Origin of the sequence: Caballeronia sp. LjRoot34 (assembly GCF_964253815.1) — a bacterium.
Classification (GTDB): Bacteria; Pseudomonadota; Gammaproteobacteria; order Burkholderiales; family Burkholderiaceae; genus Caballeronia.
On record NZ_CAXUSB020000001.1, the window covers coordinates 1,026,480 to 1,038,943 of the forward strand.

Annotated in this window: 13 protein-coding genes; 6 read left to right on the forward strand and 7 right to left on the reverse strand. The window is 57.3% G+C overall.

Translation table 11 applies throughout. The features are described from left to right. Window positions 1–167: 167 nt before the first annotated feature. The 3 genes from ACSQ36_RS04570 to ACSQ36_RS04580 form a co-directional block, all read right to left on the reverse strand. Complete coding sequence (locus ACSQ36_RS04570; RefSeq protein WP_213762578.1) at window positions 168–467, reverse strand: winged helix-turn-helix domain-containing protein; 300 nt, start codon at window positions 465–467, stop codon at window positions 168–170. Between the two features lie 92 nt (window positions 468–559). Beyond that, complete coding sequence (locus ACSQ36_RS04575; protein ID WP_436181054.1) at window positions 560–1,696, reverse strand: Gfo/Idh/MocA family protein; 1,137 nt, start codon at window positions 1,694–1,696, stop codon at window positions 560–562. A 255-nt stretch (window positions 1,697–1,951) separates the two neighbouring features. Further along, window positions 1,952–2,836 (reverse strand): LysR substrate-binding domain-containing protein, encoded by an 885-nt coding sequence (locus tag ACSQ36_RS04580; RefSeq protein ID WP_436181055.1) that lies wholly within the window; start codon window positions 2,834–2,836, stop codon window positions 1,952–1,954. A 153-nt stretch (window positions 2,837–2,989) separates the two neighbouring features. Between ACSQ36_RS04580 and ACSQ36_RS04585 the strand changes: the two genes are divergently transcribed. Further along, window positions 2,990–4,099 carry an alkene reductase gene (locus ACSQ36_RS04585; RefSeq protein ID WP_436181056.1) on the forward strand — a complete coding sequence of 370 codons (1,110 nt, stop codon included), beginning with the start codon at window positions 2,990–2,992 and terminating at the stop codon, window positions 4,097–4,099. 9 nt (window positions 4,100–4,108) lie between these two features. Beyond that, on the forward strand, window positions 4,109–5,332 hold the full coding sequence (locus tag ACSQ36_RS04590) for an MFS transporter (RefSeq protein WP_436181057.1): 1,224 nt from the start codon (window positions 4,109–4,111) through the stop codon (window positions 5,330–5,332). Between the two features lie 275 nt (window positions 5,333–5,607). On the opposite strand, the gene ACSQ36_RS04595 is transcribed toward ACSQ36_RS04590, so the two are convergent. Beyond that, window positions 5,608–6,792 (reverse strand): hypothetical protein, encoded by a 1,185-nt coding sequence (locus ACSQ36_RS04595; protein ID WP_436181058.1) that lies wholly within the window; start codon window positions 6,790–6,792, stop codon window positions 5,608–5,610. Window positions 6,793–7,679: 887 nt separating this feature from the next. On the opposite strand from ACSQ36_RS04595, the gene ACSQ36_RS04600 reads away from it, so the two are divergent. Then, window positions 7,680–8,294 carry a hypothetical protein gene (locus tag ACSQ36_RS04600; protein WP_436181059.1) on the forward strand — a complete coding sequence of 205 codons (615 nt, stop codon included), beginning with the start codon at window positions 7,680–7,682 and terminating at the stop codon, window positions 8,292–8,294. Between the two features lie 344 nt (window positions 8,295–8,638). On the opposite strand, the gene ACSQ36_RS04605 is transcribed toward ACSQ36_RS04600, so the two are convergent. The 3 genes from ACSQ36_RS04605 to ACSQ36_RS04615 all read right to left on the reverse strand — a co-directional run bounded on the left by ACSQ36_RS04605 (window position 8,639) and on the right by ACSQ36_RS04615 (window position 10,009). Further along, entirely contained in the window at window positions 8,639–9,223 is a 585-nt protein-coding gene (locus ACSQ36_RS04605; RefSeq protein ID WP_436181060.1) for a hypothetical protein, read from the reverse strand. A gap of 196 nt (window positions 9,224–9,419) precedes the next feature. Next, window positions 9,420–9,743: a type II toxin-antitoxin system RelE/ParE family toxin gene (locus tag ACSQ36_RS04610; RefSeq protein ID WP_436181061.1), complete on the reverse strand. Its 324-nt coding sequence runs from the start codon at window positions 9,741–9,743 to the stop codon at window positions 9,420–9,422. After that, window positions 9,740–10,009 carry a CopG family ribbon-helix-helix protein gene (locus ACSQ36_RS04615; RefSeq protein WP_436181062.1) on the reverse strand — a complete coding sequence of 90 codons (270 nt, stop codon included), beginning with the start codon at window positions 10,007–10,009 and terminating at the stop codon, window positions 9,740–9,742. The genes ACSQ36_RS04610 and ACSQ36_RS04615 overlap by 4 nt, the downstream gene beginning before the upstream one ends. 288 nt (window positions 10,010–10,297) lie before the next feature. Between ACSQ36_RS04615 and ACSQ36_RS04620 the strand changes: the two genes are divergently transcribed. The 3 genes from ACSQ36_RS04620 (at window position 10,298) to ACSQ36_RS04630 (ending at window position 12,076) form a co-directional block, all read left to right on the forward strand. Next, complete coding sequence (locus ACSQ36_RS04620; protein WP_436181063.1) at window positions 10,298–10,474, forward strand: DUF2628 domain-containing protein; 177 nt, start codon at window positions 10,298–10,300, stop codon at window positions 10,472–10,474. Window positions 10,475–10,570: 96 nt separating this feature from the next. After that, window positions 10,571–11,152: a hypothetical protein gene (locus ACSQ36_RS04625; RefSeq protein WP_436181064.1), complete on the forward strand. Its 582-nt coding sequence runs from the start codon at window positions 10,571–10,573 to the stop codon at window positions 11,150–11,152. A 3-nt stretch (window positions 11,153–11,155) separates the two neighbouring features. Further along, window positions 11,156–12,076: a Kiwa anti-phage protein KwaB-like domain-containing protein gene (locus ACSQ36_RS04630; RefSeq protein ID WP_436181065.1), complete on the forward strand. Its 921-nt coding sequence runs from the start codon at window positions 11,156–11,158 to the stop codon at window positions 12,074–12,076. Window positions 12,077–12,464 lie beyond the last annotated feature (388 nt).

The window sequence follows — 12,464 nt, forward strand, 5'->3', positions numbered from 1 at the left end:
AAAATCCACATCGCTTGTCGATTCGATAGTTAGACAATCGTCTAACTATCGGTGGCAATGTGGGTACACGGGCCGTGATACCGGACTCGTCAGTCCGCTTCCACGGATTTTCCGCCGACGCTGATCAGGCTGTCTTTGCAGATGGAAGATGCAAGGCCTGCAAGAAACTAGATTGTCGAGAGTTGATGGAGATAAGCCTGGAGGACATCACGTTTGATCTTCAAGTTCATGAATTTCCCTTCGCGGATTATCTCGATCAGCCCTGCACGTTCCAATTCCTTGATGTGATGCGAAAGTGTGGCTGCTGTCACGCCATGCGTGGTAAGCAGCGCGGTGCACGGATATGCGCCGGTCGTGGAGCCGACTTCCTTGAGTATCTGATATCGCCGTGGGGCCGCCAGAGCCTGAGCAATCAACTCAAACTGTCTTTCAGTTATAGCGCTTCTTGCCTGGCGGGATGGTTTCACGATTCACTCTCAATACGATAGTTAGGCAACCATCTAAATATACCCCCAATTAGTCCGCCATGAGCGGACGGGCGCTCGGCCGGCTGCCCGGCTTAACCGGGCGTGCTAAAGGAGAGCTCGACGCGCTTGCCGTCACGATTCGATTCCACGATCTGTTCAATCAGTTCATGCATGCGGATCGCGTCCGCGAAAGTCGGCGCAAGCGTCGAACCGGTCTTTACGTCACGTGCATGGGCGGCGTACAGGTTCGCCAATTCAACAACACTCGCCCCGAGTTTTCCCGGCGGCAGCCATTCATACTCCACCGGAATAGCCAGCGCGGTTAGCGGCTGTGCGTCACCTCGCGCGATTTCTATGCGGTTGAAAGCGTCGCCGAAGCTGGTGGTATTCGAGATTTTCAGATCGCCCTTGCTGCCGGTGATATCGATCTGTACTCCGAAATTATTGCGTTTTCCCGCCTCGAGATGGACCGTCAGCACGGCGCCATTGGCGAAAGTCCCTGCCAGCACGACCTGGTCAGGGCTGGTGTGCGGCAGCGTTTCTCCGGTTTCTATCAGAGTGACTTCTTTGAACTGATTGACAGTCAGCGCAGACAGGCTCTGCGGATAGCCGACCATCGTCGTGAACAAAGCGTCCAGGAAATGGCCGCCATAGATCGACAGAAGGCTGGAGAAGTTCTCTTCGGGTACCGTGTAGTAAAGCGACGCAGGCCGTTCACGCTGGAAGTACTCGACACTCACATGCAGGCGCACCGAACGTACTTCTCCGATCTCGCCCTGGTCCAGCAAATCGCGCACATAACGGTAGCCCGGATTGAGCCGCCGCTGCAGACCGATGATGGTGCGTACGCCCGCCTTGCCGGCCAACGCGAGCAACTCGCTCGACAACGCAGTGCTCGGCGTCAGTGGCCATTCGCAGTAGATGTCCTTGCCGGCCGCGATGGCAGCGCGGATGCCCTCTTCGTGCTGGAACGCGGGCGTCAACACGAGTACGAGATCCACTTCGGGATGCGACACCAGTTCCTGCAGCGATGCTGCCGCGTATTTGAAGCCATGGCGGGCGACCAGCGATGCCGCCTTTTCCTGGCTGCGGCTATACACCGCCGTCAGTTCATATTCCGGCAGCAGTTTCAGCGAAGGGAGGTGCCCATATTCTGACCAATGGCCCAGGCCGATGACACCCACCCTGATTTTGCCGGAGCCCGAAGCTGGCGTCGCGATGTTGTTCAAGAGAACTCTCCGATGTAAGGCTGTGCGGACCACCCTGCCCAGCGACATCGGAATAATAGGGTTCAGGGGAGTGAAGATAAATGGTCTTGGGTTCCGATCATTTCGGACATCTGAGTCCGCTACCACGACAGGTGTGACACGCTGCCGCCGCCGCGAGCCCGGTCTACCAACCGGACACCGTTCCTCCAGGCGATGCGCGATGCAGCCCATGTGACGGCCGCGGAAGCTCGCCCCTGGCACCACATCTTGTTCGATCTAGATTTGCAGATTCTCGCTGACATAGTCGATGAAAACACGCAGCTTGGGCGAGGCGTAACGGCTTGCCGGCCACAGGATCCAGAAGGTGACGGTCTGGTCCATGAAATCATCCAGCACGATATGTAATGCACCGCTCGCCAGAGCATCCCGCACGAGGAAGGTTGGCAGGAGGGCCAAGCCCTTGTCCTGAAGCGCAAGAAAGCCCAGGACTTCAATGGTGTTGCTGACGAATGTTTGCGGTAACTCCGGCTCCGCTTCCGATGCAGCGAGCTGGAACGGCCAGCGTTCCAGCTTGCCGCTGACGGGAAATTTATGCAGCAAACAGGCGTGCCGAACGAGTTCGGAAGGATGCGTGGGTACCCCGTGTCGCTTGAGATATCCGGTCGAGGCGACCAGCACTTGCCCGCAGGAACCCAGGCGTCGGGATACCAGCCGCGAGTCGTGCTGCTCACCGGTGCGAATGACGGCATCGAAACCTTCCTCGATGATATCCACCATGCGATCGGAGAGATCGACATCGAGCTCGATTTCCGGGTATTTCGTCATGAAGCCGTCCAGCACGGGCATGATCAGGCCGGACAGTTGCGGCGTGCTGATCCGCAACCTTCCACGAGGATTGCCGGCGGCATCGGACAGTTCGGCTTCTGCCGCTTCGACCTCGCCCAGGATGCGCCGGCACCGTTCCAGGAACAAGGCGCCTTCGGCCGTCAGCGTGATGCTGCGCGTGCTGCGGTGAAAGAGCCGCACGCCCAGGCGATCCTCGATACGCGCAATGCTTTTGCCCACCGCCGAAGACGATACGCCGAGCAACCGTCCCGCCTCGGTAAAACTGCGGGTCTCTGCCACCTGCACAAACATCGAAATGCCACTGAGGCTATCCATCGCCGCGTCCCGGGATCAATTTAAGACATATGTGTCCGATATATTCGGAACCTTAGCCTATTTTTCTTCTCCCGTTCAGTCCATACACTTCTCCTCAAGGTCGAAAACCCGCTGTTGATCCAACTTCACCAGCCACTGAATCTTGAGGAAATCATGTCCAAACTTCATTCCAGCGTCAAAGTCGGTCCCTACGAATTTTCCCATCGCGTGGTGTTGGCGCCGCTCACCCGCATGCGCGCCGAAGAAGGCGCCAAGCCGGGCCCGTTGATGGCCGAGTACTACGCACAACGCACTTCAGAAGGCGGCTTCCTGATTGGCGAAGCCACCATCGCTGCGCCCAACGGTAACGGCTACCTGGGTGCGCCCGGCCTGTACGACGACAGTCAGATTGCCGGCTGGAAGCTCGCGACCGACGCGGTGCACGCCAAAGGCGGCCGCATCTTCTTGCAGCTTTATCACGCTGGCCGCCAGTCCAACAGCCAGTTGCAGCCGGGTGGCGCCCAGCCGGTGGCACCCTCCGCCGTGCCGCATGGCGGCGTCGCGTACACCGAAGCGGGCTGGGTCCCGAACACGCCCAGCCGCGCGCTGACCCTCTCCGAGATCGCCGATCTGGTCGAGAGCTTCCGCACCGCAGCCATTCGCGGCAAGCAGGCCGGTTTCGACGGTGTTGAACTGCACGCCGCCAACGGCTACTTGTTCGACCAGTTCCTGCAGGACGGCAGCAACAAACGCACCGACATCTACGGCGGCTCGTTCGAAAACCGTGCCCGCTTCCTGATCGAAGTGACTCAAGCCGTCATCTCGGTCTGGGGCAGCGAACGCGTGGCGGTGCGCCTCGGCCCGAGCGGCACCTGGGGCGATATGTCCGACAGCAATCCGGAAGCGCTCTTCACTTACGTAGCGGAGGAACTGGCCAAATTGAACCTCGCCTACCTGCATCTGATCGAGCCGCGTGTGCTCGGTAACGTCGATGACGACAGCAAGGATCAGAACCCCGTTGCCGCGCAACTGATTCGCAAGCACTACAAGGGCACGATCATCGCTGCTGGCGGCTTCAAGGGCCACACAGCCGAAGCCATCTTGCAGGCGGGTGACGCCGATCTGGTCGCATTTGGCCGTGACTTCATCGCCAATCCGGATCTGCCCGAACGCCTGCGCCTCCAGTTGCCTTTGAATCCGTATGACCGTCCCAGTTTCTTTGGCGGCACGGACGTCGGTTATACGGACTATCCGTTCTATCGCAAGGACGCGGTAGCAGCGTAAGCGGAGCCCATGATGAACTCCACCACCATGCGCATTTCCCTTGCGCCGCTGTACTGGCTGGCGCTCGGCACGTTCGCAGTCGGCACCGAGAGCTTCATGATCGCCGGCCTGCTGCCCGATATAGCCGCCGACCTGCATACGAGCATTGTCGCCACGGGCCAGTTGGTGACGGTGTTTGCTTTGGCGTACGCACTCAGCTCACCGGTCCTGACGGCCCTGACAGGCGCGTTCCATCGACGCAGGCTGATGATCCTGTCGCTGTCGGCCTTCACGCTGGCTAACATCATTGCCTGGGGCGCCCAGAACTATTGGGAGTTGATGGCGGCGCGCATCCTGCTTGCAGCCGCCGCCGGCCTGTACGTTCCTGGCGCCAATGCGCTGGCCGGTGCCATCGCTGGTCCCGAACGGCGCGGCACGGCGCTGGCCATCGTCAACGGTGGCATCACGATCGCGGTTGCCTTCGGCGTGCCACTGGGCGCGTTGATTGGTGACCGGCTTGGCTGGCGCATGACGTTTGCGGGCGTCGCCGCGTTGTCCGCGGTGGCCACGGCTGGATTGCTGTTCGGCCTGCCCCGCACGATAGGCGCGGGATTGCCGACCGCTACGCTGCGCGAACGCATCCATGTCGCACGTCAGCCGGTCATCCTGATGACCTTGCTCGTCACTACGCTGTGGGCAACGGGCGCCTACACGATCTATACCTACCTGGCGCTGTTTATCGCCAAGACGACGCCGTTGCATGGCGGGCAGATTGGATACGTCCTGTTCACGTGGGGTGTTGCTGCAGCGGCGGGTGTGTTGATCGGCGGCAAGGCGGTGGATCGCGTTGGCCCGCGCCGCGTGATCGTCCCGTGCCTGATTGTGTCGATCCTCGCTTTCTCGCTTTTGTCGGCGAGCGCGCACTGGTTGCCGGCAAGCTTGGCGCTGGTCCCTGTCCTGCTGGGCGTGGTGGCCTGGGGTATGGCGCACTGGTCGTTTTACCCCGCGCAGCAAGCAGGGCTGATCAGCATCGCGGGCCTGCGCGGGACGCCGATTGTCCTGTCACTGAACGCCTCGTTCATGTATCTCGGCTTTTCGCTCGGCGCCGCGCTCGGTTCCCTTACCTTGAGTCTCACCTCGGTGAGCGATCTTGGCTGGACCGCTGCCGCCTGCGAAGTAGCAGCGTTGGTCTTGACGGTTTTTATCCGCAAGTTCCTGGTGCGGGGGCAGAAGCTGACTGTCGCTGCTGCCTGAAAAAACCGTTATTGCAGCGGCTTGTGATCGTCCTGCGACGTCGACAGAATTCGCTCCACGTAGCGCGCGATTATGTTGAATCAGCGGGGACAGGCCTTGGCCCGCAAAGCGGGGGCTGAATTATGGCTGTATACCGTCAAAAATTCCGTTACGCGGCGGTGTCGGGAACGAGACTGCAATGGACGGCACGAGACTCTTCGCATGGTGCGAGATGCCAGACCACATCCGTTCGGCACGAGGGCGATCACTGCTCGCGTCGCTCGTCGCGTTGACTCTCACATATAGCCAGCCTTTGTCAGTCGGGTAACCCAGGCACCGCGTTTGCCGTGCTGTGCCATCAGCCGCACCAAGCGGCGTCGAAATACTGATTCGCGTTTGGCGCTTGCATACGCTTCGGCAAGGTCCTGCAGCGCACGGAATGCCTGCTCGTAAGCCGATCCCGATCCCCGCTGGAGCTTTGAATCGATGTTGGACCAGGCGCTGTCTTCGTCCTCAAGAAGCGACGTAAGGTAGCCGGCGCGCTCTGCCTTGCGTCGTGCTTCAGCGGCATCGCGCACCTCGCGCTCCCGTTGTTCGCGAACGCCACGGTGAAAACTGACCCGCGCCGCAAGTTCGGTTACGCATCGGCGTTCGGGGAGTACGGCTCGACTGGGCGCCCGTGTCTGCTCCCACGTAAGGAACCCGCGCCGAAGGGTTCGTTCGGCTTCCTGGCTCCGTCCTTCGAGCAGCATGCGCAGCGCAGCCCGCATTTCATCTTTCGTCAACTTGAGCAGCCAAGGATCGAACCGCTCACTATCGTTCGACTCGGCGGCCAATGGAGGGCTCGTTTCTGCCGCGGCGGCGAGGCAGTCCGGATCGAGCATCAGGAATTCAGCAAGGGCGTTTTGCGCAGGCGTCAGCGTCTTGAGTCCGTCCGGCAACGGCGGTTCACGATCATCGTCGCGCAATTCGCCATTGCCCAGCCTGGCTAGCCAGCCGAGATAAAGTGGACGTGTATCGCCTCGGAGCAGTTCGTCCCGGATGGGCAGCAGACGTGCCATCCACCCTACGCCGTCAGCTTCTTCCGAAAAGCGAACGTGCTCTCCAGAGTCATCGTTGAACCACCAGTCGAGGAGGCAATGTTCATCGGTGTCGATGGCATCGAATGATTGCGCAAAGCGCGAATGTGTCGTGCGCCCTGTACGACCGGTATAGTCGCGCAGCGACCGTGCAACGAATATTTCTCGCGGAAACCGCAAAAGAAGACGGCAGCTACCCCAGTTAGCGGAGTAGACATGGGCGTCGAAATAGCGTTCTACCCAGTCGAGCGGATCGCCTTTGAGGTTGCCCCAGTGATATTCATTGACGAAGCTGGAGGCCGTAATCGTCGCGCGCGTGGAACGGCTTCGCAACTCGGCCCGCTGTTGTCCGGTAAGCGGTCTGTCGACTGCGGCAAATTCGTAATATTGGTATTCGCTCACGTTTCAATCTTCATTGTCGCTGTTAGCGGTTGCTCTTCGTCGCGTTGCCGCTGAACGTTTGCATCTCTGAACGGCCACTACAGAAGCCGGTCGGTTGGGATTGCACTTTCTATCCTGTAGCCCATTGCCCGATAGCATGAAATTGTAGCGAGCGGGGTCGAGGCCAGGTTTGCGAAACGGCGCGCAAGCGTCGCAAGCAAAGCATGAGGGTTGTCTGGACCCCGGAAGCAGAACAGGATCGGGACGAGGTGTGAGAATACATCGCGGCCGATAGCGTGGCTGCCGTTGCGCGGACAGACGAATCGTTCAGCGACGCTGCCGCGCAGTTGGTTGATTTTCCAGAGGTTGGGGCGTCCCGACAAGATCGCCGACACTCGTGAACTGATTCCGCACGAAAACTACCAAACTACCGGCTTGTGCATGAGATTGATGGCAACACCGTGTGGATGCTGGCACTGGTTCATACCGCCCGGCTGTGGCCGCCATTGCGGGACTGACTATTGCAGCGGCTTATGACCGTCCTGAGACGTCGACAGAATCCGCTCCACATACCGCGCAATTATGTTGAATCTGGCCCGAATCGCTTGCCCCGCCTAGCTGTGGTCAGTATACCGTCAGAAATACCGTCGACTGCTGCGAGTTGGCGTGAGGCGTCTGTAGACATATGGTGAGCCGAGGATCCCCCTTTCGCTGTGGATCGCATTCGATTATATTGCTGCTCCGTCGCGGTCAGGCACCATTCGGATTCGAGCATGAGTCTCCACACAGCAGGTTGGCAAATCGCGGTTTCCGGTGCTGTTGCCTTTATCGCGGCGTCTGCGGGTGTCGCCGTTCAGTGGCACATCGCACGGAGTAATCGCCGGCAACTCGAGAAGCAGTCGCGCGCCGTGCTCGACGTGCAAATGCGAGTCGCCGAGGAAAACCGCCAGCAACTGGTCAAGCAAACTACAGACACGCTCGAATTGCAGCGTCTTGTGACTAACCGCGCCGCCGCTTCTTTCGTTGCTGACAAGCGGCAGAAGTGGATTGACGAGTTACGCACGGACATGGCGACTCACCTCGCGCAATCGCAGGAAATTCTGTGGAAATGGGACGCCGTACGGAGCAAGGCGGAACACCTTAAGGCCAGCGGAAATCTGGCCCCTACCGCGTTGGCCGCGAAGACGCAAGAAGCGGCTGACGAACATTCGAAGGAAAACGGGCAGCGCGACTATCAGCACCAGGAACGTCACATCCGTATCCGGTTTCGCCTCAATCCGAAAGAAGATAGCCACATCAAGCTGCGTGGATATCTGGACGAGATTCGCGCGTTGCTCTCCCAGACGCAGATGGCCCAGGAGAGGGAAGCTGCGTTAGCTGTCATTCGGCGGATGCAAGTGCTTATCAACATCGCTAGCGATCTTACGCAGGAAATTCTGAAAACCGAATGGACACGGGTGAAGCAGGAGGTTGCCTATCCTGATATGTTGCTTAGCAAAATCCCTGTTCCACCGCTTCCCTGAATTCCACCTGTTCCGGAAGATCGCGATATCGGCTCCTCCTGGAAAGCTTGGCGCATATCGGCTGATTTATGAAGACACACTGAAGGAGCTTATCGGGCAGCGAATTGCCGAATCAGACTTGCCGCAGCAGGAAAAGTCGACGCTGCTCGAACAGGTCCGTTCATTGCCTGGCGAAACGATCAAGCATCTCACGATGAAACTTGTGGACGCAGGCTTGGCCAACTGCTCTGCAGGCCATTGAAACGTTCGCCCGCGGTCACGGCGTTTGAGAGCGTCGAACGACGCTACCCATGATTTCAGACAAGCGGATGAGGTTCTGTGTCTGTGAGCGCAACCCATCAGAGCTACGCACCGGAAAGATCACTCCTTTCACCGCGTGCAGTTAGCTGGCCAATCATTCCTGGCCAAGTGCTGAGGTGAGTGAGTAGACGCGGGAGCATGTCCATGAACTTGCTCGTTCCGGCGTAGAACTCAACAGCAACTTTTGCTACCTCAAGTCCATCGATCTCAATGATGTCTCGGTACTGCCGGACAGCATCCGGATCGCGATGAGCAATGGTTGAGTTTCTGAGGTATGCGAACTGGCGCTGTGCTCGCGACTGAGCCTTACGGATGGTTCGCAATGCATCTGTTATAGATTCCCTCAATTCCGCTGGAACGTTGCCCTCGTCGAGGGCCTGTCGTAACTTGTTTCCCGCCACTTTATCGATATCCAACTCATGGATAGTCAGCAACATAATTCGTGCAGCGAGACCCCTTTTCCATGGGTCAGGATGCGTCAGAGCATCGATTTTCACGGATTGAATATCTAGCTCTGCAATGAGAAAAAACAGGCCAAGGTTCAAAACGATGCTTGTTGCCTCGAAGCCGCGCCGCCGCGATCGCGCCGTCTCTTCTGCTGTTGTGCGCAGTGCAGAAACTAGGGCCATTTTCCTCTTTCTTTCAGACCACCGAAGCCTCTGCCGAATGAAGCGCCTCGCAAGTGCATGCGCAATTGGTCTCGTCTTACGGCGGACCGCCATGCGTACATAGCGCTCGACGAGTTCCTTGCGCTGCTGGAGAAGTTTTCGACGTGTACGTGGCATGCTTGGCTAACAGCTATATGTAGTTCAGACGCCTATGGGTTTAGCGATCCTGCCGGGTGTCCCAAATACGGAGTACGGCAATCATCGTGGGTTCTTCGGCATACGGAGGCAGGACTTCGTAGTGGAGTTCATACCGGCCCGCGAGACACACCCAGCGGTGCACTTCGCGAGCGGGCGGCCCGTCATATCCGTCAAGTTCTTCGCCCAGTCGATGAAAGTGGTCTTGTCCCAAGCGTTCTGCTTCGTCCAGCAGCGCGTTGACGACCTTGCGAGCGGTGGCGGCGTCGTTGAACTTCTTGATGTGGTCGGCAATGACTCCAAGGTCAGACATGGCCTTACTGGTGGGGATGACCTTGACGCTCACGCTTTCGGTACCGGCAGTTCGTTATCCGTGCCGAGGCTGTTTGCCCACACCCGGGCCTGTTCCATCGAGACGAAGCGACCGGCGGTGACGTCGTCCAATCCCTCCTGAATCAGGCGGCGCTTTTCTGCCTCGCGCGAGAGGTACTGGACGAGTGCCTTCTTGATGATCCACTGCCTTGGACGTTCGATCTGTTCCGACAATGCGTCCATTTCTTCCGCCAGTTCGACAGGCACCTGTGCCGTCAGTGTTCGAGTCTCGGTTGCCATCACGTACCTCGGATATTGATTAACAATACAGTCTATTATAAAGCAATAATCTTACCTCGGCCGCTGTGCCTTTACGTTCCGGATAGCTCGAAAATGGTCGCGATCAGGAGAGTGCGGCGTTCTGGAATTCCGAAGATTCGGGGTTTTTCGCGTGCCTAGCCAAAGTTATTTGGCTGTTGAGGGCATGATTTGACCCTTATAAAATGACGATACGACCGAAAAACCGACTAAAAACCGGTGGCGCATGCCATTCGCCGCTATTGAAAAAGCGGGCGGTGAGCGTGTGACATGGTGGCATGGCCGCAAGCGCGACAACTGTCGGGGAAAGAGCGTCGAACGATTCGCTCGAATATATGGGCTTTCCTTTTCGGACCCTTCTACTACCTTTTTCTCGGCATGTGGAAGAAGGCGATCACGCTGACAGTCCTTTTCGTTGAAACGGACGTCACGTGCGAGTGTCCTTGACCATTGCCGCGAATGACTTTACTAGCTTTCACAGTGTAAAATCAATGCGAAATCGTCCCAACAATAACATCATCACGTCAGCGGATCAGGACAGGAATGCAAGTAAGGTTAATACCGTCCGCACTACTTTTTCTCGGTTCGTATTTTCCTCTGAGCGTGATCCTGTTGCTTCAGGATATCGCCGACAACAGCTGGGCTAAATCGCTTTGCTGGTCTTTTAAGGATTGCGAACTGCCGGTCTTAACCAATCCGGGACGATCATTCACGTTTTTCATTATCTGTCTAGTAAGCCTTCTGTTTTTTATCTGGGTTCTCAATCGGATTCCCGGAGTACATGAACTCACGGTCAAGGAATCGAAGACTGTCCCGAACGATCTCATTAATTATGTCTTTCCCTACGTCGTATCATTCATGGGGCTGGATCTTGGGAGCAGCGGAAAATTTTATGGCTTCATCGTGTTTCTAGTTTGGATGTTCCTTATCACCTACCGGTCGGGCCAGATTTTGATGAATCCGCTTCTGCTCGCCACGGGCTGGCAGCTGTACGAGCTCAGTGCAGACATCAACGGCAATAGCAGGAGCGTTATTGCGTTGTCCAGATCAAAAATATATGCAGGTGACAAGCTAAAATCATGCGTCGTGCAGGGCGTCTACGTACTATCAAAATTCAAAGAGTAAATTATGGCCGCTAATGAAGCTCTAGCAAGTATGAAAAATTTTAACGTTGCTGATGCATCCCTGACGCTATGGACGTTCAAGAAAAGCGCCGGGAAAGGCGGCCGTTTTAAGGCGTTCGCCGCTGTAACGACCGATGAGCTTACGGCAGAACTCAAACGGATCGTTACTGACACCCTCGCGCGCTATCAGGAGGTTGAAGATTATCAACTGCTGGCCCAGCCGAATGAAGTCGGCTGCCTCTACCTCGAAGGAGATGAAACTACATTTCCGCAACTGCAGGACCAGATTGATCTGCCGCCTGAGGAGCATCTGATTACCAATGTGAAGCAGTTGGAGAACAGCGCCGGGTACGTGGTCCGGCTCCAGACGCATAACGACGTGCTGTACGGAGTCAGACGGCTCGCGAGTGACTGGCGTGTGAAAAAGCGAGCGTCGGTTGTCAATCTGGTCCTGAATGGCAACCAGCTTGACCTTGCGGGCGATGAATCCTTCCAGATTGCGAAGACATTTGACTTTTTCGCGACGAAAACCGATCTTCTGATCATCAACAAATCCAGTTTCGAGTCGCTGCTCGAATACAAACAGACATATGCGGTCTCCTTCACGGAATTACAGCAAAGCGATGAATTCAAAGCGGTTTTTTCGGATGTAGCCCTACTAGTGCAGCACGTCGGAACAAATGCGATGCACCTTCGGCGCATGGCCGTCGTGCAGGAGCGGGCCCACTATGCCAATCAGGACTATATGCAGCGGCTCCGCGCTACAAGCGCAGCGCGGAACTGGCAGATCCGGTTCGACGATCGTGGCCGGATCATCCCGACCGAAGACACGATCCGGACGGTCATCCAGGTTCTTCTCAACCACCGCCTCCACTCGGAATTGTCCGAGACGGACTTTGACGTGCCGTCCGCGAATCCCGTTTGAGGGTAGGTAATTTCATGCGCCCATGGCGTCGGTCGTCTAGATGGGGGCGATTCAGCGAGATGATGTCGGCGCGATCATCAGTCAGCGAAACTCCCGCCCGTCTCGACAAGTGTGATGCCCGTACGAAGTTCTAAACTCCAAAAGTCAGGTTGATAGATGTAGGGGACGAGTGAAAGTCATCGGCAGATTGTGGTGTCAGCAATCCATAGCCTGCTGTCGAGGGGCTGCTTGTGGCCGAGTTCATTCCGATGCGCATATCTCAGATAGGGCACGTCTATGTGTCCGCTGGACCGCTGTCGCGTTCGGAGTACTCGCAGAATTCGGATTTTCCCGAGAGCTGCGACGTAGCTGTGGCATAAATGCGTCAAGATTGCCTTTCAGGCTGTGC